Raw genomic sequence first — 25,589 nt, 5'->3', positions numbered from 1 at the left:
GCCCTCGGCCGCCAGACGCACCAGGAGCCCCCCATCCCCCTACGCGCCCTGGAAGATTTGGTTGCCCTGCCTGCGATGCCTCCCTGCTCTGCCGTGCCCGTGGTGCTGACCGCCGCCGAGCGCCACCGTCTGAAGAAGCTGGCCTACGGCCACAAGACCCCGCACCAGATGCGGCAACGGGCGACGGTCGTCTTACTGGCGGCACGCGGCCGCAGCAACGCCCGGATAGCCGCCGAGACCCGTCTGCACGTGGACACCGTGCGGACCTGGCGTGGCCGGTTCGCCGTCGGCGGGCTGCCGGCCCTGGCCGACCGTAAACGCTGCGGACGCCCCGCCCGCTTCACTCCCGTGCAGGTTGCCGAGGCCAAGGCGCTGGCCTGCCAGCTTCCCGCCGAGACCAGCGTGCCGCTGTCGCGCTGGTCCTGCCCGGAATTGGCCGCCGAGCTGACCGCGCGCGGGATCACCGACGCCATCTCGGCGTCCACGGTGCGCCGCTGGTTGCGTGAGGACGCGCTCAAACCGTGGCAGTACCGGTCCTGGATCTTCATCCGCGACCCGGACTTCCGGCTCAAGGCCGCCCGGATCATGGACCTGTACGCCCGCACCTTCGACGGCGTCCCCCTCGGCACGGAGGAGTACGTGATCTCCGCGGACGAGAAGACCTCGATCCAGGCCCGCTGCCGCTGCCACCCCACCCTGGCCCCGGGCCAGGCCCGGGCGATGCGGGTCAACCACGAGTACCAGCGTGGCGGAGCCCTGGCCTACCTGGCCGCCTACGACGTCCACCGCGCGAAGGTCTTCGGCCGCTGTGAGCCCACCACCGGCATCGCGCCCTTCATGAACGTGGTCACCCAGGTCATGACCACCGAGCCCTACGCCAGCGCGAAACGCGTTTTCTGGATCGTCGACAACGGCTCCTCCCACCGCGGCAAGAAGGCCGCCGACCGCCTGACCAAGGCGTTTCCCAACGCAGTCATGATCCACACCCCCGTCCACGCGTCGTGGACCAACCAGGTCGAGATCTTCTTCTCCGTCGTCCAACGCAAAGTCGTGGCACCCAACGACTTCACGAACCTCGACCAGATTCGAGACCGGCTCCAAGCATTCGAAGACCGCTACAACGCCGCAGCACAGCCGCTCCAGTGGAAATTCACCACTTCCGACCTGGACGATCTGCTGGCCAGGCTCGACCGACACACACCCGACCGACGGGAAGAATCCTCCGCCGTCCTCGCAGCATGATCAACCCCCGAAGGACTTACGACGCAGACCACTAAGGCAACACGCTTTCCAACTGTGGTGGTGCCTCGTGGGGCCGCGTACGGGTCCGTTCACCTGCATTCATGGCCGGTCGGTCGCGGGAGCGGCTACGGGCTACGGTCTCGTCTGAACGGCCGTGAACGGCGCTGAATGAGAAGGAAACTGAGACGGAGGGTTGGGGCCGGGCTCGCTAGCATCGTTGGTGGTGAAGGGGGAGGCATGGCACTGGTCCGCAAGGGATCGCGACGGATCGATGTCGACGGCACGGCCTACCGCTGGCGGCTGCGAGGCAGACCGACGTACTCCCAGGGGCTGGCCTGGTCGCCGTGCACGTTCGCGGTCGAGCATGCGGACACCCCCGGAGCGACGCTCGTGGTCACCACCGACCAGCCGCATCCGAGTAACTGGATGGGTAGCGAGGCTGGGCCTGTACTGCCGTCCGGTGTTGCCGCGGCCGTTCGTCTTGCCCTGCGTGAGGGGTGGACACCGACGGCGCCAGGCTCCGCGTTCCACCTCGACCAGTCCGCCGGCTTCACGCCTTCGTCCTGAGTGGTGTTGAGACTGAGCACCGCTTTAGGAGTTCGATCACTCCTCGGCCCTGCCGGGGAGCCACATGACCAAGCTGGCCCTACACGGTCGCCTAGGAGTGCTGGCGTCCGGGGCCGTTGATGTCACTTATGGATGTCAGAGCGGCCCAACTGCGCGCGCTGCGCTGGCACGATGGTCCCGTGGTTGACCTGGAGCGAATCGCGGCAGAGATCATGGCGTACCTGCGAGCACTCGACGAGAGCGCCACGCTGCGGCACCACTTCCGCCACGCTGACGAGGAAGGCGGCCTCTGGTACATCGAGGCCGTACCCGACCGCGGCGAGTTGATCGTCATCAAGCAGGCCGAGCTGACCTCGGCCGGGCAGCTCCACCGGTACAGCTGGGAGCACCTGGAGGACGAGCACGGCGGCCTGACAGACCAAGCGATCGATCCTGAAGAAGATCCGCTGGAGGCCATCCCGGCCGAAGAGTTCCAGAGAGTGTGGACTCAGTGAGCGTGCTGGACAACCACTTTAGGAGAGAGGCGAGGGCGTAGTGCAGGTGACCTGCGACGTCGCTAGTCGAGCGAGCGGGCACGGATGCCCGGCTAGCCACCCTTGTTGACCGCTGGTGACCCCTGCTTCTGGCACGGCCGTGGCACGCGGCTCGTTGCGTGAGCTGGCCACGATAGCGACTGAAGGTCACGACTAGTGACAGGTCGTCACTTCGTGGCTAGGATTTCGATCTCGTTGCAGGTTGAACCCAGGGCTGGGCGGACAGTCATGCAGATGTGCGCTGGCGGGCCGGGACGGGGAAGCCGCACGGCGGGGAGGGGGCAACGCACTTGCATTCGATCGCCACGCTGGATCCGAACACGGCTAAAGGTAGATTCGGTGTCGCCTATGTGAAATCGATATTTAGCCAGGCTGCGGTCGGCTTCAACGAGACGGCACCGGATGAAGATGCCATCGCAGTAGACGGCAGCTTGGAATTTGCGATAGCAGCAGCGCGAGTTCAGATCAAGTGTAGCTCGCAATTCAAAATTTCAGGCAATAGTGCCACTTGGGGCTCAGAGCTGCACTGGCGGGATAGCTGGTCAACCTCAGCTGTGCCGGTCTATTTCGTGCTAGTTATTCTGGATTATAAGGATCCCGTGGACTGGGTTCAGCATCACGATGCCGGAACCAACCACAGGGCAGCCGCATTTTGGGTGCGGGTAAACGGCGCAGGGGCTCCTACTGACAAGATCGTGGTCCCAAAGACGCAGCGACTTACCGCGGCAACGTTGGAATTGTGGGAAAGGGAGGTGAAATCATGCTTCATTCCAACGATGCCCTAGGCTCGCGTGGCGTCAGGATCCCGAACGTCTCTCAAATTCGCACTTACTTGCAAGCTGAGGGATGGGAAAGTCAGCCTCCTGGATCGGCCGGCACGATATGGGTCCGAGATGGTGTCATGATCGGGGTCCCAGCTGTAAACGATCCGGGGATTGCTGTCGGGATCGTTGAAAGAATAGCTAGGCAAGAGCATAGAAGTCCAAAAGACGTAGCTCTGAGTATTCGATATCACCTGATGGATGTGACGTACCTGCGGGCTGCGAATGACTATGCCATCACAGATACGATCCCATTCGAGGCCGCATCTACGGTGATCACCTCCGCGCGCAAGTTGCTCAGGGCAGTTGGTACCACCGCATGGAATGAACGCGGCGACATCGGGGGCAACTATGCACGCCAGGGCGACGCAGTCTTGCGACGTGCACGGATGGATCACACCCAAGAAGGCTCTTTTATCATCCCCATTCTAGTTCCTCTATCGCATACACAAGAGACTCCTGGAGAATATTCGCAGACGGCCGACCTTGAGCTATTTCAAGCTGCTCCGGAACCTTTTGAGCGTCGAGTGACGCGCACTTTGGCGCAGTCGCTTATGGCAGTGAAAGAGATTATTGTCGAGCCTGAGTCCTCGCCCAGTGTGGGAGATCTGCATGCCGTGGTTGCACGCGGTGTCAGCAGGGAGTTTTGCTCTGCGCTGGCCAAGATCCTAACGGAACCTTCGGTTAGCGAATTCGAGACAAGTTTCGAATGGGCCTCTTCTGTTCCCGCCCCAGAGACAATTCCTGATTCAGTGTCAATTGAATCAGATGCTTCAGATAAGATCGAGGAGGCCGCAGAAAAGCTGAAAAAGCATCGCATCGATTCCACATCGACATTCTCAGGGAATATTGTGGAGTTGAGACACGTGGGAGATGACCCGTTCGGCTTTGCCACAATCTCAACAGTACGCAGGGGGAGGCGGTCGGAAATCCGCGTCCGCCTTCCCTATGAGGCTTACCAAGAGGCCGTCATTTGGCATCGTGCTCGCCGAGTGGTCATCGTGGATGGCGAGGTGAATCACGGCACTGGTAGGAGATTGGTAGTCGATAATCCAGTGGGCTTCCGGCCCATTGATGAGATCTTGCTTCCCATTTCATGACGAACTGGTTGAATGAGTATTCAACTCGACTGATGCTGTTGGGTGTCGCGTTGACCTGCGCTGATGTGCGCGTTATTTATCGATGTGGGTCACTGTTGGACGGCCCAGAAACGGCCTCGCGTTGATTGCCGTCTGGTCGCCTGGCAGGCGGCGGAGGCCTCAGCGGTAGGACGTTCAGTCGCCGGCGAACCACAAGTAGCTGCCTGGAGTGGCCGCGCACTGTGCCAGCATCGTTGCGAGGTCATCCAATGCGGCGAGCTGACGGTCATCACCGCATCGCTGCTTCAGGCCGGGGATCTCTCGGAGGGTGGCTGCGGACTCCTGCTCGTTCATCAACGTGTCCCCCCCCGTACGGATCGACGGCAGTGAGCTTCCCGGACACTCCAAGAATCCGGAGCGAGCCGAGTGCATCGGCCAGCGCGTCGCCGTGCCCGTACGAGCTACGCAGGAGTGTTGTGCGGGACTTGCTCCAGTCGCGGGCCGGCCGTGACCTGCGGCCGCCGAATCGATCAACGTCCTGACCTGCTGCTGAGCTGTCCGCAGTTGTCGACGTTGGTCATCGCTGAGCGCCGTTCCACGGCCCGAGGACGGCCCGGGAGGGCGCTCGCGTACGCGGGTGCTTTTGGACGGTGGCTCGGCACTCGAACAGCACCAGACACCACAGCGTTACGCCACGTAACCGACGCGGACGAACTGCAAGAAAAGCATCGTACGGTTCGTAGGGCGCCGATAAGCTTGAGCACCACAACCGCCGCACGGGCAAAGGGGCTACGAAAGTGCAGCTTTCAGGACTGTCGGTAAAGAATTACCGATCCATCAAACAGACCCCGCGCCTCAACTTCGGAGAGTTGGCAGTTCTGGTCGGTCCTAATAATGAGGGGAAGTCTAACATTCTCCGAGCGGCTGTTATGGGCATGCGAATACTGCGCCGCTTTGGAATGATGGGATCCGCCAGAGCTAACTCTCCCAGCGTGCGGCTTTCCAGCAGGCAATATTACGACTGGTTTGAAGACTACCCGAAAGATCTTCAGGAGAGGACCCCGAATGGCAGTACGATAATTGATTTTTGGTTTGAGTTGGATGATGCAGAAAAGGCTCTCTTCAAGAGTCAGATTGGAGTCAGCCTCAAAACGGAACTTCCGATTCGCCTAACGGTCAACAAGTATGTAGATTTTACTGTCCGTAAGCAGGGGCCAGGCAAGGAGACGCTAAACCGGAAATCTGGGCAAGTGGCGAGCTTTGTTGGTCGCCGCCTTCGTATCGAATACGTCGGCTCGGTTAGAACTGCCGCTGATGCTACAGAGGTCATCCGTGAAATGTTGCGTGACCGCATCACTGAAGCTCTCGATGCCGAACAATACGAGAGTCTGGTGAGTCAACTTTCAGTAGCCGTTACTGATGCCATGAAGCCGCTGGCAATCGAATTGCGCGAGACTCTCAAAGATTTCATCCCGGACATAGCTGACGTTCGCATTCAAGTGACGGAAGGGGGTATTCTTGACGGACTAATCGACGAGATCAAGGTGCTTATCGATGATGGCGCTGAGACCGACCTAAGGAACAAGGGTGATGGTGTACAGAGCCTGGCGGCTTTGGCCATGGCGCGGAAGGTGGCCGACAGCGGGAGACGTTCGTTGATCCTGGCTATTGAGGAGCCCGAGGCGCATCTGCATCCGAGCGCCGTGCACAGGGTGCGCCAGGTAGTGAACGAAATCGCATCGAAGCAGCAGGTGATTTACACGACCCATAGTCCACTATTGGTGGACAGGTTCAAGCTATCCAATAACGTCATCGTACGGGGCAGTAAGGCTGCACCAGCGAAAACGCTGAATGAACTGCGCGATGTTCTGGGAGTAAGAACTTCAGACAACCTCGCACAAGCTGCCCTTGTGCTCATTGTTGAGGGACTTACGGATCGCCATTCACTTGAGGCTCTGATCGCGAACAATAGCGCAAAACTCAGAACGTTTATCGCTAGTGGTGGACTTTCCCTGGATTATTTGAAGGGGGCCTCCAATCTACTGCCCAAGCTGGACGGATTGCGACAGCAGCTCTGCCAGTATCATGTTCTCTTGGATCATGACGGAGCTGGGTTGATGGCCGGAAGTAAAGCGCGTGATGCAGGTCTACTTTCCCCCAAAGAGGAGACCTATACCATAGTCCCTTCCATGAAGGAGTCGGAATTCGAAGATACTCTGAACGTCGAGCTATATAAGGATGAGGTGTCGAAAACATTTGGCGTTTCTTTGGATGTGCCGGAATTCAAGAGGGAAAAGAGTAAGTGGGGTGACCGAATGGACGCTGCTTTTCGGTCGCAGGGTAAGGTGTATGACACAAGCGTGGGAACGCAGGTGAAAATGCTCGTGTCGAGGCTCGTGGTTGCGAATCCTGGCTCCGCTTTGCACCCTAGGCGTGCAAGCAGTATTGATGCACTCTGCTTGCAGCTCGAGAATCGTATTGATGAGATGGAGCTCTAAGCGGATCGCTGCGGCTTTGAGACACGCGAGGTCGGCGGAGCGGCTTTGGGCTGGAGCTGATTTGGCGCGAGTGATCATGGCCCATTACGCTAGCCAGCGGATCGGGCAGGTTTGTGAGCCTGCCCGTTAGTGCCCGATCTTGGGCCATGATCTTCGAGGCTCGCGCCAAATTGGCTGCCTAAAGCCGTGGAGCCGACCGCCCTAGCCACAGAGGGTGTCTCCCACTTCATGCCCGCAGCTCGCCAGCGCGCCGCCGGGCGCGGCCAGCCGGGGCGGAGACAGGAGGCAGGCCGCGCCGCAGAGGCGGCGCGCGCCCGCGCCGTGCGCGGGCCTTGAACCAGTAGAGAAAGTTGTAACTCAGTCGGCCGTGCGGGGCTTGAAGTCGTCCACGCAGGCTGGGAGTTCGACGCCCTGACGGTGTGCAAGGGGCAGGAAGAGCGCTGGTCGTACGGTCCACGTGATGCGTGTGCTGGCGTGCGTGATGGACACCGTCCACGGCTCCCGGCGCAACAGGGCTCGTCTCGTGTCGATGCGGTCGTCATGGAGCCGCGTCCACGCCTCCTGGGAAGCGGCCGTGTCCAGGGCCGGTGAGATGGTGCGCAGGATCGTCGCCACCCAGTTGTTCGCCTCGACCGCCGAGTGCGCGTCGAAGGATCCGAAGAGGGCCGGCGGGCGTCGTCCGTCGAGCCGTTGGGTCCAGCACTCGCACCAGAAGCCCGGCCTGGTCGTCGTCTTCAGCACGGGTGCCCTCCTCGGCGTGCGTAGGTGAAGAGCTCCGCCGTGATGGTGTGGCCGGTCTCGCTGCCGTGGACGACGACCCGGTGAGCGATCGCGCTGACCATGCCGAGTCCGCGGCCGTGCTCGGCGTCCTGCTCCTGGTGCTCGATCTTCGGGGCCGTGCCCGTGCCTCCGGCGTCCGTCACCGATACGGCGACCACCTGCGCCGAGACGGCGACGGCCAGGTGGAAGCTGCCGGACTCGCGTCCGCTCGCCGTGTGGAGGATCGCGTTCGCGCTGAGCTCGCTCACGATCAGCTCGGCGTCGTCGGCGAAAGGGGAGCCTCGCAGGACGTCGCGCGTCCATCGGCGGGCCCGGCTGACCTCTTCCGGGAAACCTGGGCAAGACAGTCCCCAGACCCGGGCAGTACTCGTATACTCGTGCATACAAGTTCCTTCATGCTGGTAGGCCGCCATGTGCAGCGGGTTCGGACTAGACGAGTTTCACGCCGTCGTGGGCGCGGATGGCCGGCGGCGACGCCGCGTCGAGTGCGTCTATGACGCGGATCGCGTACGCCTCGTCGGCAAGTTCGGAGACTTCTTCACGGGTCACCCAGCGCAGTGCGCGGGTCTCGTCGCCGGTGGTCGGAGTGCCGTCGGCCGCCTCGCAGCGGAAGACCATCGAGACGATCAGGCCCGTCATGTTCTTGTAGACGCCGGTGAGGGTCGCGGGAAGTGCGATCTTGATGCCGGTCTCTTCGAGGACTTCGCGCTGAAGGGCTTCGGGGATGGTCTCCTCGCGTTCGAGGATGCCGCCCGGCGGTTCCCAGTGGCCGTTGTCCCGGCGCTGGATCAGGAGGGCCCGGCCCTGGGCGTCGACGACGACCCCGGCCACGCTCACGGAGTGCGGGCGTTCTGTGCTCACGTTCCTCGGCCCTCTCGGATGGCTAGGCTCTCCACCGTAGCAACAAGCACTCGCCCACTCGTCTAGATACCTAAAGGAGTACACACGTGAGCCCTCTTTCTTCGGGCCTGCTCGGTGATCTCGATCCCACGAGTGATCGTGCGGTCTTCCGGCAGATTGCCGACCAGCTGCGTGAGGCCATCGACCGTGGGCGGTTCCGGGAGGGCGAGAAGCTGCCTTCGGAAGCGGAGCTCGTCGACCACTACGGGGTCTCTCGCATGACGGTCCGCAACTCCTTCTCGATCCTCCAGGGGGAGGGCCTGGTCCACGCCGAGCACGGCAAGGGCGTCTTCGTCCGGCCGCGTCCGCCTGTGCGGCGTCTCGCCTCGGACCGGTTCGCCCGTCGCCATCGCGAGCAGGGGAAGTCCGCGTTCATCGTCGAAGCCGACGCGGCGGGCAGCCACCCGCAGGTCGACAGTCTTGAGGTGAAGGAAGAGAAGGCGAGTCAGGACATCTCCACGCGGCTCGGGTCCGTGCGGCGGGTCCTCGCGCGTCGGCGCCGCTACCTCCTCGACGGGCGACCGGTCGAGTTCGCCACCTCCTACCTGCCGCTCGACATCGCCCGCGGCACGCTGATCGCCGAACCCAACCCCGGCCCCGGCGGCATCTACGCCCGACTCGAAGAGCTGGGCCACCGCCTCGACCACTTCGAGGAAGAGATCCGCGCCCGGATGCCCTCGCCGGACGAGGTGCGCACGCTGAGGCTGGCGGCCGGCGTGCCCGTGATCCACCTGATCCGGACCGCCTTCGACACCGAAAAGCGACCCGTCGAGGTCTGCGACACGGTCATGGCGGCGGATGCTTACGTCCTGGCCTACCAGCTCCCGGCGACGTGACCGCATGACCGGTGTCGGTGGGGTGCTAGGCCTCCGGTGTGAACATGTCGCCGATGTTGTTCCACATGAAGCCTTCGCGCCAGTCCGGCTTGCCGGTCGCCCAGCCGATGAGCGCCTCCCGCACCTTCTCCTGCGACACGGTCTGCGTCTGGTAGTGCTCGGCAGGGACGCCGTCCCGGTACTCCAGCTGGTAGGTGTTGTTGGCGCGGAACAGGACCTGGATGTACCAGTCCCCTTCGAGGTCCTCCTCTTGCCGCTCAAGCACCATGTGCTCGATACCGCGTTGCAAGTTGGCGAGCATCGTCCCGATGGCCGGCTTCGAGGGGCGCTTGACCACGAGGCCGTTGGCGTTCGTCGCTATCAGCATGGCCGGATTCTGACGGATGGGTCTGACAGCGGCCGGCACGCTTCTCGAACTCGTACACCCCAACACGCTTACTCGTATAGACGAGTGGGCAAGTTGTGTGGCAAGGTGATCGTCGTGAGCCCGAGGAAATCGGGTTCGCAGATCGCAGCTTGTATAGACGAGTAGATAGGAACGTGCCTGTGCGCACCATCCGTGTTGAGGCCTCCGCCGCGACGATCCTCCTCACCGAGGCTCCCGAGCCGAAGGTCCGCGACCGGCAGACCGGCGAGATCGCCAAGGACGCCGTCAGTGGCGAGGCGCTGATGACCATCGGCGTCGTCTACATCGAGGACGGGGAGTCCTCGCTGATCAAGGTCACCGTCCCGGAAGGCGGCGTCTCCGAGGGGCTGAACCTCGGTGCGCCGGTCTCGCTGCCGGGGCTGGTCGCCCGGCCGTGGGAGTCCGTGTTCAACGGCCAGCAGCGTCACGGCATCGCCTTCCGGGCCGCCGCCGTCACCCCGGCCGCCTTCCCGGCCGTCATGGGGGCCTCGGCCTGATGAGCGATCTCGCGACGCTTCTGGAGGTGGGTGGTCCTGTCGCCGCGCTCGGCGGCGGGGCCGCCTACGCACGGGCCAACCACCCCGGCCTCTACTGGTCCGCCGTCGGCGGACCGATATCCACCGTCCGACTGCTCAGCTCGTACGCCTCGGTCATGGAAGCCTGCGGCCTGACCGTCGCGCCGTCCCGGCTGCGCATCCTCGCCGTCAAGGCCACCACTCGACGCGAGGTGCGGCCCGTTCCACCCCGCCGGGGCATCATCCGACCCACGTCGACCGGCTTACGGCTCCGGCTCCGCCTCGCTCCGGGGCAGGAACCCGCCGACGTCGCCGCCTCGGCCGAACGGCTGCGGCACGCCTGGGGCGTCCACGCCGTCTACGTCTCCACCGTCAAGCCCGGTGTCGTCGAACTACGGCTCGTCGGCTTCGACGTCCTGCGCAAGGTACGGATGCCCCGCAAGGTCGACGGCGGCTTCCTCAAAGTGCCGGTCGCGCTGCGGGAGGACGCCATGCCCTTCGTGCGCGATTACCGGGCCGTACCGCACCAACTCACCCTCGGCGCGACCTTGTCGGGCAAGTCCATGTACCTCCGGCACCTGGTCGCCGGACTCGCCCGTCAGGACGTCGCTCTCGTCGGCGTCGACTGCAAGCGCGGGGTCGAGCTGGCCCCGTTCGCCCCGCGCCTCTCGGCGCTCGCCACCGATCCGGACGAAGCCGCCGAACTGCTGCCCGTCCTGATCAAGGAAATGGAGGACCGATACGACCTGATCAAGGCCAGGCAAGGCATCGCCCCCGATCTCCCCGACGAAGAAATCACCTCCGACATCTGGGGGCTGCCCGAGAGCGAACGGCCCGTGCCCATCGTCCTGTTCGTCGACGAGGTGGCCGAGCTCTTCCTGACCGCCACCCGCAAGGACGAGGAACGGCGCGACGAGATGGTCACCCAGCTCATCCGGCTCGCCCAGCTCGGCCGCGCGGCCGGCATCTACCTCGAGGTGTGTGGGCAGCGCTTCGGCGCTGAGCTGGGCAAGGGCGCGACCATGCTCCGGGCCCAGTTGACCGGCCGCGTCTGCCACCGCGTCAATGACGAAGCCTCCGCGAAGATGGCCCTCGGCGACATCGCGCCGGAAGCCGTTCTCGCCGCCTGCGCCATCGCCCCTGAACGCCCCGGCCTCGCCGTCGCGGGCGACACCTCCGGCGGCTGGTCCCGCATCCGCACCCCGTACCTCTCCCTCGGCGACGCCGCCGATGTCTGCCGAGAGACGGCTCACCTGGTGCCCGAGCTGCCCGCGCTGAAGCCCTTCCGGCCCTACGTCCCCGTACGGCCCGTCGAGACCCCGGCCCCCGCAGTCCAGCCGCACCCCGTCACGGACTGACACCCCTCACCTCAACGGTCAGCGTGACCCCCTCGCGCCACGTCCCTACCCCTCCCATGCCTGATCCCGGAAGGAGCCACCATGCGCGCCCAACTGGCCCGCGTCGACGCGGTGCTCGTACAGGCGCTCATCGCCGCCGCGCTGTCCTTCGCCCACATTCACGACGTCGCCGTGGCGGCCGGACAGGACGGCTGGAAGGCCTGGGCCTATCCCGTCTCCGTCGACCTGCTGCTCGTCGCCGCCTGGCGTCGACTGCGCTCCGGCTCGGCCAAGGGCGTGGCCTGGTGCTGGTTCGTCATCGCGCTCGCTGCATCCCTGGGCGCGAACGTCGCCACGGCCGGCCTGCTCGACCTCGACGACGTCCCGGCCTGGCTGCGCATCCTCGTCGCGGGCTGGCCCGCCGTCGCCTTCCTCGGCGGAACCCTCCTCGCCCACTCCGCACCCAAGACGGCTGACGACGTCGAGCTGATCGAGGACCAGGAGGTCGAACCCGAAACGGCCCCCGAGCCGCCCACCCCGGCACCACCCGCCATCGAGGCCCCGCCGGAACGCCCCGCCGTCCCAGTCCCGGCCGCTCTCATCGACCACGCCCGCAAGGTCGCCGCCGAACACCACACCCGGACAGGCACCCCCATGGACGTCACCACCCTGCGCGCCCGCCTCGGCGTCCCGGCGCCCATGGCCGAAGCCATCGCCACCCACCTCTGAGGGAGCTCTGATGACCGCCAACCGCCGCTTCCGCAACGTCACCCGCATCGGCCCCGTGCAGGTCGGCACCACCTACGACCACCGCGGCCGCGAGAAGCACACCGCCGCCTGCACCGCCCCGCGCTGCAACTTCTCCGCCGACTACGACAGCCGAGCCGCCGCCGAGCTGGCCGCCCGCACCCACCGCTGCCCCGTCCGCTGAAAGGACCCCGTACCCCGTGACCGTCAGCCTGCCGCTCGTCGTCGTCCTCGGCTTCTTCGCCTGGGCGGCCATCAAGTACCTCGGCGTCCGAGTGTGGATCGTCGTCCTGATCACCCTCTTCGGCTTCTGGCTCTCGCGCACCTTCCTCGCCCCCGCCATCGAGTCCGGCACGCGTTCCGGCGTGACCGTCATAAACGGCCAACACATCTAGACGAGTAGACAGGAGATCGCAACCGTGTTCCTGCCCAAGTACCCGGACAACCCCACCCCGCCGCCCGCGCACACCCACGCCCCGACCGACCCGGCCCCCGCACCGGTCCGGCGCTCACTTCCGTCGGTCTCCATCGATCAGAAGACCGTCGCGGCCGTCCTCGTCGGCGGAGTCGTCCTCACCGCGCTCCTAGCCGCCGTCGCCGTCACGGCCATGTCGGTCGCCGTCGCCGCCGTGGTCCTGCGCTCCCTGCTCCGCGACCACCACCGCCGCTGACCTGCGGCCAGACCTCCGGGGCGGCGTGACACAGCCACGTACCCGCCGCCCCGGCGGCCCACCCCTCCCGAAGTGCCCGTCAGAAGGAGAACCGTCATCTTCGCCCGCGCCACCCCGCCCCCTCTCCCGGAACTCAGCAACCTCGCCGCAGGCGGCACCCTGCCCGGTATCCTCCGCCAGCTCTCCGGCCTCGGCGGCTGCACCCACCCGATCCGCCTCGACGGCCACCGCACCGAATACGACGTCGACACCACCACCGGCGAAATCGGCCGCGTCCTCCACCACCTCGACTCGGGCGACCTCCCGGCCGGCCAACTCCTCGTCCGCTGCAACAACCGCCGCACGACCCGCTGCCCGGCCTGCTCCGAGGTCTACCGCCGCGACACCTTCCAACTGATCACCGCCGGACTGCGCGGCGGCAAGGGCACCCCCGAACACGTCGCCACCCACCCCCGCGTCTTCGCCACCTTCACCGCCCCCGGCTTCGGCTTGGTCCACAACCGCCGCACCGACGGACGCCCCTGCCGCTGCGGCACCCACCACGACCAGGAGGACGAAGCACTCGGCACTCCGCTCAACCCGGACACCTACGACTACGAAGCCGCCGTCCTCTGGAACGCGCATGCCGGGCCCCTCTGGCGACGCTTCTCGATCTACCTGCGCCGAGAGGTCGCCAAGCGTGCGGGCCTGTCACAGCGGGAGCTCCGCGACCACGCCCGCGTGTCCTTCGCCAAGGTCGCCGAATACCAGAAGCGCGGTGCGGTCCACTTTCACGCCGTCATCCGCATCGACGGCGCGACCGGCGGGGACACCCCGCCCCCGGCCTGGGCAACCGCCGAGCTGCTGACCGACGCCATCGGCGCTGCCGCGTCCAAGGTTCAAGTCGACGGCCCGACCATCGACGGCCGCGCCCATGAGTTCGTCTTCGGCCGCCAACTCGACGTCCGCACCATCCGATCCGCCGACTTCAACGACGGCCAGGAGCTCACCGAACGAGCCGTCGCCGCCTACATCGCCAAGTACGCCACCAAGGGCGCGGAGACAGCTACGGGAGCTCTCGACCGCCCGCTGAAGTTCGTCGCCGAACTTGCCCAGCTCGACATCAGCGAGCATGCCCGCCGCCTGATCCGAACCGCCTGGGCTCTCGGCGCACGCAAGGACCTCGAACACCTCCGCCTGCGTGCCTGGGCCCACATGCTCGGCTTCCGCGGCCACTTCTCCACCAAGTCCCGCCGCTACTCCACCACCCTCGGCGCACTCCGCGACGCTCGCGCCGAATGGCGACGCGCCCAAGCCGCCACCCCCGACACCGGGCCCGAGACGACGTACGTCCTCGCGCACTGGGTCTTCGCCGGCACTGGCCTCTCCGATGCCGAAGCCTGGCTCGCCGCATCGCTCGAACCCGCCCCCGGAACGGAAGGAGAGTCCACCCATGCCTGACGAAGAGCTGCTGACGGTCCCGGACGTCATGGCACGGCTCAAGCTCGGCCGCTCCACGGTCTATGACCTGATCCGCTCCCGGCGCTTGCCCTCGATCACGATCGGCCGGTGCCGTCGTATCCCGGCGCGTGCGGTCCGCGACTACATCACCACCGAACTGGAGGCGGCGGCCTGATGGCCCAGCAGCGCAAGCGCAACCCGAATGGCGCGGGCACCATCACCAAGCGCAAGGACGGCCGCTTTCACTGTGCGGTCTACGTGCTCCAACCGGACGGCACACGCGCCCGCAAGTTCGCCTATGGCAAGACCTGGGCCGAGTGCGACGCCAAGCGCCGTGAGCTGCTCGCCAAGGTCGACCAGGGCGTGCCCGTGCCCACGAAGTCGGCCAAGCTCTCCGACTGGCTGCCCTATTGGCTGGACAACATCGTCAAGCCTCGCCGGAAGCTCAGCACGTACGACAAGTACGAGGCGCACGTCAGGCTCTACCTCGTGCCCATGCTCGGCTCCAAGCGGCTCGAATCCCTCAGCGTCGCCGACGTCCGGCGCTTCCTGACCCAGCTGGAGAACAGGACGACAGCGGCCACGGCCAAGGAGTCGCACCGGGTGCTGCGTACGGCGCTGTCCGCGGCCTGCCGGGAAGAGCTCATCGCACGGAACGTTGCGGGCCTTGTCGAGCCGCCTCGGGCCTCGTCGCGTGAGCTGAGTCCCTGGACGCTCGATGAGACGTTGGACTTTCTCGCCGCCTCCCGGAAGGACCCGCTGTACGCGGCGTTCGTGCTCGCTATCGCCATGGGGCTGCGCCGGGGTGAACTCGTCGGTCTGCGCTGGACCGATGTGGACCTGGACAAGCGCGTCCTGTACGTCCGCCAGCAGACGCAGCGGCGGCGCGGGGTTCTCTATGACGACGACACCAAGAACCGCCGCAACCGTGCCCTTCCGCTCCCGGCCATGTGCATCGCTCCGCTGCGCTGGCACCGGATGCGGCAGGTGGCTGCCAGGCAGCGCGCAGGGGAGTCGTGGGATGACGGCGGTTACGTCTTCGCCACCCGGAACGGCCGTCCGGTCGAGCCGCGCAACATGTACCGCTCCTTCACCCGAGTCGCCGAGTCCGCCGGCCTCCGCGTGATCCGGCTGCACGACGCCCGGCACGGGTGTGCCACGCTCCTCACCGCTGCCGGGGTGGCTCCTCGCGTGGTGATGGAGATCCTGGGGCACAGCCAGATCAGCATCACCATGGATGTGTACACACACGTCGTGCAGGACACCCAGCGCGAGGCCATCAGCCACATGGATCGGCTGCTCAAGAGGCGGCCCGGTCGTGAGTGATCGCCCTCGTTGATGTCAAAAGTGGATGTCAAAGGCCCCGGACCATGATCGGTCCGGGGCCTTTTGGCTGGTGCCCCCGGCAGGATTCGAACCTGCGACACCCGCTTTAGGAGAGCGGTGCTCTATCCCCTGAGCTACGAAGGCGGGGCTTGGGTGAAACCTTGGTCAAGCCCTGAGCGACCTGGGGCGGGCTGCCGTGGTCGAGGAGGTGGGCTGAGAGCCCACGACGCATGCCACAGCGCCTGCCGGGGCGCTCGGTCCACAGGTTACCGGATCAGGGCTCGGTTGGGCGCTGGCGTCGGGAAGCCGGGTGCTGTGGTGGTCAGGCCGTGTGCGTCGGCGTGCGCGCACCTCCCTGGCGGAGGGCTCGACCCGTCGAGATCTCGAGCAGGGTGATTGCCGAGGGGCAGGCACCCCGCAACCGCCAAGGCTCCAATCGTCTCATTGACGATAAGTGTCCTCCTGTGCCAAGCTGGCGGGGCGTCAATGTGCGGACACACACATCGTTTTCGGAACTTCTTCACGCCTGCGCCGCCCGGGCCGCTCCCGTCTCGCACTGCCGCCTGCCACGTCCCGTCACCGTCCGTCCGGTCCGCCTCTCCCGCGCGCCGCCGCACCTTACGGAGCCCCCGATGGCCCATGCCCGCGTTCCGCACCCCCGACTGGACGCGCACAGCGTCGACCGGGCCGCCGGCGTACTTCTCGGTGCGGCCGTGGGCGACGCGCTGGGCGTGCCCTACGAGTTCGAGGCGCGGCTGCGCGACGACCAGCAGCCGCGGATGATCGGCGGCGGGCTGGGGCCGTACGAACCCGGTGAGTACTCCGACGACACCCAGATGCAGGTCTGCATCGCCGAGGTCGCGGCCACCGGCGCGGACCTGCGCACCCCAGAGGCTCTCGACGCGATCGCCGTCAACTTCCAGAAGTGGCTGAGCGGCGGCGCGAGTGACGTCGGCGCGCAGACCCGCACCGTCCTGGGGGCCGCCGCCCGTGTCGGCGGAGCGCCGGGCGCGGCGCTGCTCGACGCCGCCCGCCGCTTCAGCGCCGGAAACGAACGCGCCGCCGGCAACGGTTCGCTCATGCGTACCGGGATCGTCGCCCTGAGTCACCTGGGCGACCTCCAGGCGATGGCCGAGGCCGCCGTCGCCGTCAGCGCGCTCACCCATCCGGACCCGGACTGCGCCGACGCCTGCGTGCTGTGGTGCTCGGGCATCCGCACCGCGGTGCTCGACGGCACGTTCGACGGTGTACGCGCCGGCCTGGACCTGATTCCCGCGGAGCGCCGAGGCGTGTGGGCGCGGCGGCTGGACGAGGCGGAGGCCCACCCGCCGCACCACTTCACCAACAACGGCTGGGTCGTCCACGCGCTGCAGGCCGCCTGGTCGGCGATCACCCGCACAGCCGTCCCCGAACTGTCTCCGGCGCAGGGGGAGTTCCCGGCCCAGCACCTTCGCCTCGCCCTGGAGGCGGCAGTGCGGGCCGGCACGGACACGGACACCGTCGCCGCGATCGCCGGCGCACTGCTCGGCGCGCGCTGGGGCTGCTCGGGCGTCCCTCTGGAGTGGCAGCGGGTCGTCCACGGCTGGCCCGGCCACACCGGGGGAGACCTCGTCCGGCTGGCGGTGCTCACCGCCCGCGGCGGGAAGGACGACGCCCAGGGCTGGCCCTCGGCGCCTCACAAGGCGGCGGAGTCCGTCGAGCGGGATCAGGCCCGTAAGGGATTCGACGAGAGCAGGAAGCCGGATCGGGACCGAACCGCGGAGCCGGAGCGGCCCGGGAGCTTCCTGAAGGAGAAGACGGCCCTTTCCCGGGTGCGCGGCCTGCTGCTCGGGCTCGCCGTGGGGGACACCCTCGGTGCCGCCGGGGGGAAGCTGCCGTCCGGCGTCCCGTTGCGGGCCGGGGTCTCGACTCAGCTGGCGTGCTTCACCGCCGAGGGCACGATCCGTGCTCTCGTGCGCAGTGCCCACAGGGGCCTCGGGCCGAGCTCGGGTGTGGTGTTCCACGCCTACTGCCGGTGGGCCGCCCTGCAGGGCATCGAGTCCGAGCGGATGCGGAGCCGCTGGGCCGGGGCGAGCGACGACAGCGTGTGGCCGGACGGCTGGCTCGCCCAGGTGCCCGTGCTGGCCCAACGACGCGGTTCCGCACCGGCGACCGTCACCGCCCTGTCGAAGGTCGGGCCCGGCGGCATGGGAAATCCGACGACCAGCCGCGGCTGCCACGCCCTCACCCGGAGCCTTCCTGCCGCTGTGGTGGGCGCCGCTCCTCACGGCTCGAAGGCGTCAGCCGATTGGGCACGCGAGATCGCCGCCCTCACCCATGGCGACTCCGCCGCGCAGTCCGCGGCGGCGCATGCGGTCGTACTGGCGGGGCACTGCCTGACCAGCGGGCCACACATGCAGGAGAGCCTGAACGGCGGGCGGTCGCAGGTACGGCAGGCGCTGCTGGAGGGCCTTCATGCCCTTGACGACGTTGACCATCCCGGCCTCACCGCCGATGAACGCGATCGACTGCACGCGGCGCTCGTGCAGGCCGACGAACATCCCGGCGAGGCGGCGCGGCTCGCACACCTCGCCCCGGACGCCACCGCGCCCTCGGCACTGCTCGGCGGTCTGTACGTCGCGGCTTCGTTCCCCGACCGGGACCAGGTGGACGCGGCTCTGCGCTTCGCCGCCCGGGCGCCCGACGGCGACTCGGTGGCCTGTGTGGCCGGGGCGTTCCTCGGTGCCGCGCACGGCGCCGAGGCGTTGCCCGTCGACCTGGTCAGCCGCCACGAACTGGCTTGGGTTCTCGACACCTTGGCCCGCGATCTCATCGCCCAGCTCACCGACTCCCCCAGTGGCGGTGAGTACACCAGTGGTTGGGATCCCCACTGGCAGGGCCGCTACCCGGGGTGGTGATCCACCGGCTGGGGGAGTCCGGAGCATCGAACAACCCGCCGTGCGTCGGCCTTAGGCCCTGGCCGCAGGCTGTTCCATCTGTGGGGACCTTCGCTCGGGCGCGGCCCGCCTGATCTCGCCCTTCTTCGAAGGCGGGTCAGGCCAACGGGACTCGGGTGAAGCGGGATGTCATGTGGAGGTCCGATTCGATTCGGGCCGCTGTTGTCCGCAGGTGGGGGAGGAGGTCGCGTTCGCATTCCTCCGGGGTGCGGCGGGCCGCGTGAGCGGTCATGGTCAGGGCCGCGACCGTGCGGCCGGTGCGGTCGTGGACGGGGACGGCCAGGGCGCGCAGGCCCTCCTCCCACTGCTCGTCGACCAGGGTGTGCGGGGTGTCCTCCAGGAGCAGGCGACCCGCCGCCGTCTCGGGGGCCGGCAGGTGTGTGCCGGGTTCTATGGACACGCTCATGACGTGACGGGCCTGCGCGCCGGCCGTGCAGCGGATCTCGTCGCCGAAGGGTGTGAGGACCGCCAGCGACGTCGACTCCTGGATCAGGTCCGTCAGGTTCTTCAGGTGGGGAGCCGCGATGCGGGGGAGCGTGGTGCGGGAGAGGGGCGGGAAGCCCAGGGCCAGCACTCGGGGGGTCAGGGAGAAAGCGCCGGTCGGAGACCGGGTCACCAGACCCTGGTGCTCGTACGTGATCAGGGCCCGGCGCGTCGTCGCCCTCGTCAGGCCCGTCGCCCTCGCCGCCTCCGCCAGGGACAGCTCGGGTCTTCCCTCGTCGAACGCCGTCAGCACCGTCAGGCCCCTGGCCAGGGACTCGATGAACTCGCGGCCCAGTTCCTGCTTGGAAGCGCCCGTCCACAGAGCCAGGGGCGAGGGAGGTGACGTGGGCTTTGGGGGAGCGCTCTCGTGCAGGGCTCGCTGCATCGCGTCCGCCGCCCTCCGCAGGGGGGACAGGAGCGTCGCACGCAGGTCCTCGGCCGTATGACGGCTCGTGTGGCTCACCACGCTCGCCACGCAGGCGATCCGGGACGTGCCGGGGTGCCGTACCGGGACCGACACCGCCACCAGGCCCGGTTCGATCAGCTGGTCGTCCAGCGCCCAGCCGTCGCGCGCCGCCTGGTCCGTCCGGCGGGCGAAGTCCTGTTCGAGCGTCGCGTCCGGGGCGCGTGGCGGGAGCGCCGGGAAGTCCCTGCCGTCCGGGTCCGTCGTGCGGCGGGAGCGCCAGCGGGTCCAGTCGGCGTCGGTCCATTCCGTGGCGAACAACGGTCCTGGCGCGGTGCGTTCGGCGGGGAGCAGGTCGCCGATGCGGAAGCTCAGGGACATCGCGCGGCGGCGGGTCGCCTGGTGGATGAAGCGGATGCCGTCCCGGTCGGCGACCGCGAGGGAGACCGACTCGTCGAGTTCGTCCGCGAGTTGGTCCGCCCGGCCGCCGAGCAGGGCGGGGAGGCGGAGGGCCGCCAGGTAGGCGTTGCCCAACTCCAGCACGGGCGGCGCGAGTACGACGTCCCTGTTGTCCAGGCGGACGTGGCCCATGCGGGCCAGGGTCGCCGCGATGCGGTCGACCGTGGAGCGGGCCAGCCCCGTGGCACGCTCCAGACCGCTCAGGCTCATCGTGCCGCCCGCCGCCGTCAGTTCCCGGAGCACGGTGACCCCCCGCATCAACGGCGCGACAGCCTCCTGCGGGGCCACCGCATCACCCGTGGTCACGGCATCATCCGGCGCCACCGCATCATCCGGGGCGATCGCATCCTGCGGGACGACGACTTCCGGCACGGCCACCTCCCGCCCAGCCGCCCCCGGCGTCCCGCGCCCTCCCGCGGGGGACCGCAGCGGTCCGTTCGGCCTCGGCGGATCCCCGGCGGGCGTGGGCGTGTTCGCGGGCATGAGCTTCGGTTCTCCGATACGGCGATACGGCGGTGCTGCGATACGGCGGTGCGGCGGTGCTGCGATACGGCGGTGCGGCGATACAACTGTGCGGCGGTACGGCGATGGCGGCAGACCCCACCGTAATGCGCGGCCGTCCGGCCCTCGCCTACGACCGTGTCACCCGCACCCGGTAGTTCCCCTCCAGGTCGGCCGCCGTCACCGCGACGCGCAGGCCCTGCCCAGGGTCCTCGAACGTCTCACCCGGCGCGAACGGCGCGTCCGACAGTTCGGCGTGCACGTTGGGGCTGCGGGTGCAGCCGCCGCTGTCGCGGTGGGCGTCATGGACGCGCACCGGGCCCATGCCGGTGTCCACCTGCGCGTCGATCTTGTAGACGAGCACGCCGGGACGGCACACCGTCTCGTCGTTGCCGCCATGCGCGCGCAGTTCGAACGCGTAGCCGGTACGACTGTCGATCGGTACGACGATCAGCTTGGGGCCGCCGGGACGGTAGAGCGGCGTGAGGGTGTACTCGGCGGTGCCGGTCGCGCTCGCGCAGCGCACCTGGTCGGTGTCCAGCCAGCCGAGCTTCCACTTGTGCCAGCCGAGCAGGTCGTTGTTGGACCCCCAGTCCTCGCTCATGATGTCCCAGTGGCCGACCGCGCCCCCGCCCTCCTGGGTGTACAGGTCGGGCAGGCCGAAGACATGGCCGTTCTCATGGGGGAGGACCCGGTAGCCGGTGCGGTCGTAGGTGCCGGAGCCGTCGTCCTGGCGGGAGTAGACGAAGGACGCGTTGGCGACGGGGACGCCGTCGGCCACCGGGGCCTCGGTGTTGCCGGCGAACGTCACCGACAGGACCGTGTCCAGCGCGGAGGGGCCGGCGTTGGGGGTGACCAGCACGTTCATCAGATCGTACGAGCGGAAGTCCACCGTGGGGTCGGCGGCGGCCACGATGTCCTGGATCAGCCGCCGGTAGCCGGGGTCGAAGGGCGCGCCGCGCTCCATGCCGTACTCCTCGAAGGACTTGGGCATGCGCAGCCAGCCGGGGATCGGGGTGTCGGGGCGGTAGTCGAGGCGGCCGTAGGACGCGGTGCGGAACCATTCCTGGGTCTGCGGGAAGAACTCGCGGTAGCGGTCCAGCGCGTTGCCCGCGCCCGGCGCGTCGGAGAAGTCGATCATCAGCGTGAGGGCGCGGACGGTGCCCGTGGAACGTGCGTAGCCGCCGGGCGTCGGCACGCCCTCCGACATCTGCACGGTGGGGCTGCCGTAGATCATGCACGGGGCGTGGGCGGCGGTGCGGGCGGGGGAAACGGGGCCGGCCCCGCCCGTCGCCGGGTTCGGGGGGAGCCGCCCGGAGCCCGCGGAGGTGCTCACCGCCAGGGTCAGAGCCGTCACGGACGCGAATGCGGCCGCCCGGCGGGTGCGTATCCGACGGCGGGGCGCGCGGGGCAGGGCGGCAGGGATCCCGTCCCCTGAGGAGGCCGACGGCATCTCCGCAGCAGGAGCGCCGGGGCGCGCGCCTTCCCCCGCTTCCCCATCGGGAGCGCCAGGGCGAGCGCCGTCCCCTGAAACCCCAGCGGCACGCGCCCCGTCCCCCCGCAGCTGCCCCGGCCCGGCGCTCGTCTCGGGGCGCTCGGGCTGCGGCTGCATGCGGGGACCCTTCGCTCCGGCAGCCGCCGGTCACCGGCTGCACCCTCGGCATCACCCTGCGTCGCCAAGTGGTGGCGCGCGCGCTGAGGCGGCCGATCGTGGGTTACCGGAAGGTAGGTCGTAAGTGACTCAGGTCACACGAAAAGGGTTCGGCTCTCGGAATTAACGGGGACTGTTCCCCCGTTTAGTCAGTGTCCGAGCGAAACGGGGAACGCTTCCCCGGTTCGGTTTCGCGGATCAACCGATTCGAAGGAGTGCACCGTGCAGACCGTCCACCCCGCGACGCGCAAGGCGACCCGGCCGCGCGCCGACGCCCTGCGCAACCGGGAGCGGATCGTCACCGCCGCCCGCGAGATGTTCGTCGAACTCGGCCCCGACGTGCCGCTCGACGACATCGCCCGCCGGGCCGGCGTCGGCAACGCCACGGTGTACCGCAACTTCCCCGACCGCGGCGCGCTGATCCGCGAGGTCGTCTGCTCCGTCATGGACCGGACGGCCGAGGCGGCCCGGCAGGCGCTCGCGGAGACCGGCGACGCCTTCGGCGCGCTGGAGCGCTTCGTGCACGGCGCCGCCGACGAGCGCATCGGCGCGCTGTGCCCGATGGTCGCCAGCACCTTCGACGAGAACCACCCCGACCTCATGGCCGCCCGGCTCCGCGCCGAGCAGCTGATCGACGAGGTCATGGAGCGCGCCCGGCAGGCGGGGCAGCTCCGCGCCGACGTGGGCATCGGGGACCTGATGGTCGCCGTGGCCCAGCTCAGCCGCCCGCCGGCCGGCACCGCCTGCCTGAGCGCCGACCGTTTCGTCCACCGCCATCTTCAGCTGTTCCTGGACGGATTGCGGGCCCCGGCCCGATCCGTGCTGCCGGGCGCGGCCGTGACCATGGAGGACCTCCGCCAGGCCTGACCCACCGTGAGTCACCTCACCCATCCGACCTACGTCACCCAGCCAGACCCGAGCTGACCCGCGTCAGCCCGCAGACATTCCGGCCGTCGCCGTCGCCGTTGCCGTGTCCGACGCGCCGCGCCTTTTCTCGTCTTTTTCCGTCACGCAGTCCCGAAGTGGGTACCTCCATGTCTGAAACAGCCAGCAAGGCTCCCGGCGCCGTCCAGGCGGACCCGAGCCGCTGGAAAGCACTCGTCTTCATCGCGCTGGCCCAGCTGATGGTCGTCCTCGACGCCACCATCGTGAACATCGCCCTGCCTTCCGCCCAGCAGGACCTGGGCATCTCCGACGGCAACCGGCAGTGGGTCGTCACGGCCTACGCCCTCGCCTTCGGCGGTCTGCTCCTCTTCGGCGGCCGGATCGCCGACCTGTGGGGCCGCAAGCGGGCCTTCGTCGTCGGACTGGCCGGTTTCGCCGCCGCCTCCGCGCTGGGCGGCGCGGCCACCAACGAGGCGATGATGTTCGGCGCCCGCGCACTCCAGGGCGTGTTCGGCGCGCTGCTCGCGCCCGCCGCGCTCTCCCTGCTCGCCGTGATGTTCACCGACGCCAAGGAGCGGGCCAAGGCGTTCGGCATCTACGGCGCGATCGCGGGCGGCGGCGGCGCCGTCGGCCTGATCCTCGGCGGTTTCCTCACCGAGTACCTGGACTGGCGCTGGACGTTCTTCGTGAACATCCCCTTCGCCGTCGTCGCCGCGGCCGGCGCGTACTTCGTCATCCGTGAGCCGGAGGGCGGCCGCAACCGCTCGCCGCTCGACATCCCCGGCGTCATCCTGTCCACCCTGGGCCTGGTCGCTCTGGTGTACGGCTTCACGCGCGCCGAGTCCGAGGGCTGGAGCGACTCCCTGACCATCGGCATGTTCGTCGCGTCCGGTGTGCTGCTGCTGGCGTTCGTGCTGGTCGAGGCGAAGGTCAAGGCCCCGCTGCTGCCCCTGCGCGTGGTGACCGAGCGCAACCGCGGCGGCGTCTACCTCTCGCTCGGCCTGGCGATCATCGCCATGTTCGGCCTGTTCCTCTTCCTGACCTACTACCTGCAGGTCGTGAAGGGCTACACGCCGGTGAAGACCGGCTTCGCCTTCCTGCCGATGATCGTGGGCATGATCACCGGGTCCACCCAGATCGGCGCCCGGCTGATGACCCGGGTCCCGCCGCGGCTGCTGATGGGCCCCGGCTTCCTGGTCGCCGCGCTCGGCATGCTGCTGCTGACCCGCATGGAGATCGGCTCCTCCTACGCGACCCTGCTGCTGCCGGCGATGCTGCTGCTCGGTCTGGGCATGGGCTCGGCGTTCATGCCGGCCATGTCCCTGTCCACGCAGGGCGTCCAGCCCCGGGACGCCGGTGTCGCCTCCGCGATGGTCAACACCTCGCAGCAGGTGGGCGGCGCGATCGGAACCGCCCTGCTGAACACCGTCGCCGCGTCCGCGACCACGTCGTACATCACGGACCACATGGCCTCGGCGACCTCCGCTCCGCAGCGGCAGCTGGTCCAGCTGGAGGGCATGGTGCACGGCTACACCAACGCGATCTGGTTCGCCGTCGGCATCCTGGTCACCGCCGCGGTGATCGCCCTGACCCTCGTCAACGCCGGCAAGCCGGACATGAGCGCGGTGACCGGCTCCGACGCGCAGGACGCCGACGACGCGGTGCCGGTCCCGGTGGTCGCCCACTGACCCCCGGCCGCTGGTGCTGCGACCGGAAAGGTTCACCGGCTCGCGACGCCCGGCACGGCTCCCCTCCCGCACGGCTCCCCTCCCGCTCGGCTTCGCTCGCGCGGGAGGGGCCCCCACCGCCGCGTTGTCGCATCACCCGCGTACGTCCGGTGCGCGGGCGATGCTCCGCCTCGCGGTGCTCCCCCACTGCCCGAAAGGCGTGGGAGGTACCCCCGGCACCGGACGCCGCGAGCTTCCCGGCAAACCTTTCCGGTCACAGCACTACTAGTTAGGCGCGGCTTCCCGCCGACCGGCGTGTGCGGATCGGCGCCCGCCGGCCGGCACCCGCGCCCCGGCGGGGCCTCACCTCAGCCAGGGCAGGTCCGCCCCCGCCTCGTTGGGCTGCAGTCCCTCGGCGATGATCTCCATGATCTCGCCGAGGGACTTCTGCTGTTCCGGGGTGAGCCGGTCGAAGAGCGCGTTGCGGACGGCGTTCACATGGCCCGGCGCGGCGCTCTTCAGCATCTCCAGTCCCTGTTCGGTCAGCACCGCGAACTGGCCGCGCTTGTCCGAGGGGCAGTCCTCGCGGCGCACCCAGCCGTTCTTCTCCAGGCGGGCGACGGCGTGGGAGAGACGGGACCGGGTGATCTTCGCCTGCATGGCCAGCTCGGTCATGCGCAGCCGTCGGCGCGGGGCCTCGGCGAGTTTGACGAGGAGCCCGTAGTAGACGTGCGGCATCCCCGCGTCGCGTTGGAGCTGGCGGTCCATGTGGTCTTCGAGGAGGTACGTGGCGTGCAGGTAGGAGCGCCAGATGCGCTGCTCCTCTGCGGTGAGCCACTGGGGCTCTTCAGCGGGTGCGGCAGCCGTCTTCATGTACTCCACTGTACGGGTTTCGTCCTTGAAACT

General features: G+C 68.0%; 27 protein-coding genes and 1 tRNA gene. 19 read left to right on the top strand and 9 right to left on the bottom strand.

The annotated features are described in order from the left end of the window. Window positions 1-75 precede the first annotated feature (75 nt). The 5 genes from ACIOC0_RS14015 to ACIOC0_RS13995 all read left to right on the top strand — a co-directional run bounded on the left by ACIOC0_RS14015 (window position 76) and on the right by ACIOC0_RS13995 (window position 4,263). Window positions 76-1,242, top strand: coding sequence for an IS630 family transposase (locus ACIOC0_RS14015; protein WP_402155262.1), 1,167 nt, complete (start codon window positions 76-78; stop codon window positions 1,240-1,242). Between the two features lie 237 nt (window positions 1,243-1,479). Beyond that, window positions 1,480-1,809 (top strand): hypothetical protein, encoded by a 330-nt coding sequence (locus ACIOC0_RS14010; protein ID WP_402155261.1) that lies wholly within the window; start codon window positions 1,480-1,482, stop codon window positions 1,807-1,809. A gap of 179 nt (window positions 1,810-1,988) precedes the next feature. Next, window positions 1,989-2,303 carry a hypothetical protein gene (locus ACIOC0_RS14005; RefSeq protein WP_260844704.1) on the top strand — a complete coding sequence of 105 codons (315 nt, stop codon included), beginning with the start codon at window positions 1,989-1,991 and terminating at the stop codon, window positions 2,301-2,303. 329 nt (window positions 2,304-2,632) lie between these two features. Further along, window positions 2,633-3,127 carry a DUF4365 domain-containing protein gene (locus ACIOC0_RS14000; protein WP_402155260.1) on the top strand — a complete coding sequence of 165 codons (495 nt, stop codon included), beginning with the start codon at window positions 2,633-2,635 and terminating at the stop codon, window positions 3,125-3,127. Between the two features lie 233 nt (window positions 3,128-3,360). Then, complete coding sequence (locus ACIOC0_RS13995) at window positions 3,361-4,263, top strand: hypothetical protein (protein ID WP_402155259.1); 903 nt, start codon at window positions 3,361-3,363, stop codon at window positions 4,261-4,263. Window positions 4,264-4,437: 174 nt separating this feature from the next. On the opposite strand, the gene ACIOC0_RS13990 is transcribed toward ACIOC0_RS13995, so the two are convergent. Further along, a complete protein-coding gene (locus tag ACIOC0_RS13990; protein WP_402155258.1) occupies window positions 4,438-4,596 on the bottom strand; it encodes a hypothetical protein in 159 nt (52 codons plus the stop codon). Window positions 4,597-5,039: 443 nt separating this feature from the next. Between ACIOC0_RS13990 and ACIOC0_RS13985 the strand changes: the two genes are divergently transcribed. Further along, entirely contained in the window at window positions 5,040-6,740 is a 1,701-nt protein-coding gene (locus tag ACIOC0_RS13985) for an ATP-dependent nuclease (RefSeq protein WP_402155257.1), read from the top strand. A 357-nt stretch (window positions 6,741-7,097) separates the two neighbouring features. Here ACIOC0_RS13985 and ACIOC0_RS13980 read toward each other — a convergent pair whose 3' ends face one another. The 3 genes from ACIOC0_RS13980 to ACIOC0_RS13970 are packed head-to-tail and all read right to left on the bottom strand — an operon-like array spanning window position 7,098 to window position 8,357. Further along, window positions 7,098-7,481 carry a hypothetical protein gene (locus ACIOC0_RS13980; RefSeq protein WP_402155256.1) on the bottom strand — a complete coding sequence of 128 codons (384 nt, stop codon included), beginning with the start codon at window positions 7,479-7,481 and terminating at the stop codon, window positions 7,098-7,100. Next, window positions 7,475-7,903 carry an ATP-binding protein gene (locus tag ACIOC0_RS13975; RefSeq protein ID WP_402155255.1) on the bottom strand — a complete coding sequence of 143 codons (429 nt, stop codon included), beginning with the start codon at window positions 7,901-7,903 and terminating at the stop codon, window positions 7,475-7,477. The genes ACIOC0_RS13980 and ACIOC0_RS13975 overlap by 7 nt, the downstream gene beginning before the upstream one ends. A 46-nt stretch (window positions 7,904-7,949) precedes the next feature. Beyond that, the gene (locus ACIOC0_RS13970; RefSeq protein WP_402155509.1) at window positions 7,950-8,357 is read right to left on the bottom strand and encodes an NUDIX hydrolase; all 408 of its coding nucleotides are present in this window, start codon (window positions 8,355-8,357) and stop codon (window positions 7,950-7,952) included. Window positions 8,358-8,467: 110 nt separating this feature from the next. Here ACIOC0_RS13970 and ACIOC0_RS13965 point away from each other — a divergent pair, with 110 nt between their 5' ends. Beyond that, window positions 8,468-9,256 (top strand): GntR family transcriptional regulator, encoded by a 789-nt coding sequence (locus tag ACIOC0_RS13965; RefSeq protein ID WP_402155254.1) that lies wholly within the window; start codon window positions 8,468-8,470, stop codon window positions 9,254-9,256. 25 nt (window positions 9,257-9,281) lie between these two features. Here ACIOC0_RS13965 and ACIOC0_RS13960 read toward each other — a convergent pair whose 3' ends face one another. Then, complete coding sequence (locus tag ACIOC0_RS13960; RefSeq protein ID WP_385276886.1) at window positions 9,282-9,623, bottom strand: hypothetical protein; 342 nt, start codon at window positions 9,621-9,623, stop codon at window positions 9,282-9,284. A gap of 179 nt (window positions 9,624-9,802) precedes the next feature. Between ACIOC0_RS13960 and ACIOC0_RS13955 the strand changes: the two genes are divergently transcribed. The 9 genes from ACIOC0_RS13955 (at window position 9,803) to ACIOC0_RS13915 (ending at window position 15,698) form a co-directional block, all read left to right on the top strand. After that, window positions 9,803-10,159, top strand: a complete 357-nt coding sequence (locus ACIOC0_RS13955) for a hypothetical protein (RefSeq protein ID WP_389425169.1) — start codon at window positions 9,803-9,805, stop codon at window positions 10,157-10,159. Further along, window positions 10,159-11,535, top strand: a complete 1,377-nt coding sequence (locus ACIOC0_RS13950) for an FtsK/SpoIIIE domain-containing protein (protein ID WP_402155253.1) — start codon at window positions 10,159-10,161, stop codon at window positions 11,533-11,535. The genes ACIOC0_RS13955 and ACIOC0_RS13950 overlap by 1 nt, the downstream gene beginning before the upstream one ends. 81 nt (window positions 11,536-11,616) lie before the next feature. Next, window positions 11,617-12,243: a DUF2637 domain-containing protein gene (locus tag ACIOC0_RS13945; protein ID WP_402155252.1), complete on the top strand. Its 627-nt coding sequence runs from the start codon at window positions 11,617-11,619 to the stop codon at window positions 12,241-12,243. 10 nt (window positions 12,244-12,253) lie between these two features. Continuing rightward, a complete protein-coding gene (locus ACIOC0_RS13940; protein ID WP_402155251.1) occupies window positions 12,254-12,445 on the top strand; it encodes a mobile element transfer protein in 192 nt (63 codons plus the stop codon). 16 nt (window positions 12,446-12,461) lie between these two features. After that, the gene (locus tag ACIOC0_RS13935; protein ID WP_133026736.1) at window positions 12,462-12,656 is read left to right on the top strand and encodes a hypothetical protein; all 195 of its coding nucleotides are present in this window, start codon (window positions 12,462-12,464) and stop codon (window positions 12,654-12,656) included. A 24-nt stretch (window positions 12,657-12,680) separates the two neighbouring features. Beyond that, the gene (locus ACIOC0_RS13930; protein ID WP_402155250.1) at window positions 12,681-12,932 is read left to right on the top strand and encodes a SpdD protein; all 252 of its coding nucleotides are present in this window, start codon (window positions 12,681-12,683) and stop codon (window positions 12,930-12,932) included. Between the two features lie 159 nt (window positions 12,933-13,091). Next, on the top strand, window positions 13,092-14,372 hold the full coding sequence (locus ACIOC0_RS13925) for a replication initiator (RefSeq protein WP_402155508.1): 1,281 nt from the start codon (window positions 13,092-13,094) through the stop codon (window positions 14,370-14,372). Continuing rightward, entirely contained in the window at window positions 14,365-14,547 is a 183-nt protein-coding gene (locus tag ACIOC0_RS13920) for a helix-turn-helix domain-containing protein (RefSeq protein WP_402155249.1), read from the top strand. Before ACIOC0_RS13925 ends, ACIOC0_RS13920 begins: the two co-directional genes overlap by 8 nt. Then, entirely contained in the window at window positions 14,547-15,698 is a 1,152-nt protein-coding gene (locus tag ACIOC0_RS13915) for a tyrosine-type recombinase/integrase (RefSeq protein ID WP_402155248.1), read from the top strand. Before ACIOC0_RS13920 ends, ACIOC0_RS13915 begins: the two co-directional genes overlap by 1 nt. Before the next feature lie 68 nt (window positions 15,699-15,766). Here ACIOC0_RS13915 and ACIOC0_RS13910 read toward each other — a convergent pair. Continuing rightward, window positions 15,767-15,842 (bottom strand) — tRNA-Arg (locus tag ACIOC0_RS13910). Window positions 15,843-16,330: 488 nt separating this feature from the next. Here ACIOC0_RS13910 and ACIOC0_RS13905 point away from each other — a divergent pair. Then, the gene (locus ACIOC0_RS13905) at window positions 16,331-18,595 is read left to right on the top strand and encodes an ADP-ribosylglycohydrolase family protein (RefSeq protein ID WP_402155247.1); all 2,265 of its coding nucleotides are present in this window, start codon (window positions 16,331-16,333) and stop codon (window positions 18,593-18,595) included. Window positions 18,596-18,731: 136 nt separating this feature from the next. Here ACIOC0_RS13905 and ACIOC0_RS13900 read toward each other — a convergent pair whose 3' ends face one another. Then, window positions 18,732-20,237 carry an IclR family transcriptional regulator C-terminal domain-containing protein gene (locus ACIOC0_RS13900; RefSeq protein WP_402155507.1) on the bottom strand — a complete coding sequence of 502 codons (1,506 nt, stop codon included), beginning with the start codon at window positions 20,235-20,237 and terminating at the stop codon, window positions 18,732-18,734. A gap of 373 nt (window positions 20,238-20,610) precedes the next feature. Next, a complete protein-coding gene (locus ACIOC0_RS13895; RefSeq protein ID WP_402155246.1) occupies window positions 20,611-21,933 on the bottom strand; it encodes a M6 family metalloprotease domain-containing protein in 1,323 nt (440 codons plus the stop codon). A 420-nt stretch (window positions 21,934-22,353) separates the two neighbouring features. Between ACIOC0_RS13895 and ACIOC0_RS13890 the strand changes: the two genes are divergently transcribed. Continuing rightward, window positions 22,354-22,998 carry a TetR/AcrR family transcriptional regulator gene (locus ACIOC0_RS13890; protein ID WP_402155245.1) on the top strand — a complete coding sequence of 215 codons (645 nt, stop codon included), beginning with the start codon at window positions 22,354-22,356 and terminating at the stop codon, window positions 22,996-22,998. Window positions 22,999-23,165: 167 nt separating this feature from the next. Further along, entirely contained in the window at window positions 23,166-24,704 is a 1,539-nt protein-coding gene (locus tag ACIOC0_RS13885) for an MFS transporter (RefSeq protein WP_402155244.1), read from the top strand. Between the two features lie 342 nt (window positions 24,705-25,046). On the opposite strand, the gene ACIOC0_RS13880 is transcribed toward ACIOC0_RS13885, so the two are convergent. Beyond that, the gene (locus tag ACIOC0_RS13880; protein ID WP_130442254.1) at window positions 25,047-25,556 is read right to left on the bottom strand and encodes a MarR family winged helix-turn-helix transcriptional regulator; all 510 of its coding nucleotides are present in this window, start codon (window positions 25,554-25,556) and stop codon (window positions 25,047-25,049) included. Between the last annotated feature and the right edge of the window lie 33 nt (window positions 25,557-25,589).

Source organism: Streptomyces sp. NPDC088254 (assembly GCF_044740925.1).
Taxonomy (GTDB): domain Bacteria; phylum Actinomycetota; class Actinomycetes; order Streptomycetales; family Streptomycetaceae; genus Streptomyces.
The sequence above is the reverse complement of the archived record's forward strand: the minus strand, read 5'-3'. Positions and strand labels throughout refer to the sequence as shown.

Excerpts from the sequence above, each read along its gene's own strand:
- ACIOC0_RS14015 (WP_402155262.1), top strand. The coding sequence starts at position 76 with ATGCCTCCCTGCTCTGCCGTGCCCGTGGTGCTGACCGCCGCCGAGCGC.
- ACIOC0_RS14010 (WP_402155261.1), top strand. The coding sequence starts at position 1,480 with ATGGCACTGGTCCGCAAGGGATCGCGACGGATCGATGTCGACGGCACG.
- ACIOC0_RS13995 (WP_402155259.1), top strand. The coding sequence starts at position 3,361 with ATGGATGTGACGTACCTGCGGGCTGCGAATGACTATGCCATCACAGAT.
- ACIOC0_RS13990 (WP_402155258.1), bottom strand. The coding sequence starts at position 4,596 with ATGAACGAGCAGGAGTCCGCAGCCACCCTCCGAGAGATCCCCGGCCTG.
- ACIOC0_RS13975 (WP_402155255.1), bottom strand. The coding sequence starts at position 7,903 with ATGCACGAGTATACGAGTACTGCCCGGGTCTGGGGACTGTCTTGCCCA.
- ACIOC0_RS13960 (WP_385276886.1), bottom strand. The coding sequence starts at position 9,623 with ATGCTGATAGCGACGAACGCCAACGGCCTCGTGGTCAAGCGCCCCTCG.
- ACIOC0_RS13950 (WP_402155253.1), top strand. The coding sequence starts at position 10,159 with ATGAGCGATCTCGCGACGCTTCTGGAGGTGGGTGGTCCTGTCGCCGCG.
- ACIOC0_RS13945 (WP_402155252.1), top strand. The coding sequence starts at position 11,617 with ATGCGCGCCCAACTGGCCCGCGTCGACGCGGTGCTCGTACAGGCGCTC.
- ACIOC0_RS13940 (WP_402155251.1), top strand. The coding sequence starts at position 12,254 with ATGACCGCCAACCGCCGCTTCCGCAACGTCACCCGCATCGGCCCCGTG.
- ACIOC0_RS13920 (WP_402155249.1), top strand. The coding sequence starts at position 14,365 with ATGCCTGACGAAGAGCTGCTGACGGTCCCGGACGTCATGGCACGGCTC.
- ACIOC0_RS13915 (WP_402155248.1), top strand. The coding sequence starts at position 14,547 with ATGGCCCAGCAGCGCAAGCGCAACCCGAATGGCGCGGGCACCATCACC.
- ACIOC0_RS13905 (WP_402155247.1), top strand. The coding sequence starts at position 16,331 with ATGGCCCATGCCCGCGTTCCGCACCCCCGACTGGACGCGCACAGCGTC.
- ACIOC0_RS13900 (WP_402155507.1), bottom strand. The coding sequence starts at position 20,237 with ATGCGGGGGGTCACCGTGCTCCGGGAACTGACGGCGGCGGGCGGCACG.
- ACIOC0_RS13895 (WP_402155246.1), bottom strand. The coding sequence starts at position 21,933 with ATGCCGTCGGCCTCCTCAGGGGACGGGATCCCTGCCGCCCTGCCCCGC.
- ACIOC0_RS13885 (WP_402155244.1), top strand. The coding sequence starts at position 23,166 with ATGTCTGAAACAGCCAGCAAGGCTCCCGGCGCCGTCCAGGCGGACCCG.
- ACIOC0_RS13880 (WP_130442254.1), bottom strand. The coding sequence starts at position 25,556 with ATGAAGACGGCTGCCGCACCCGCTGAAGAGCCCCAGTGGCTCACCGCA.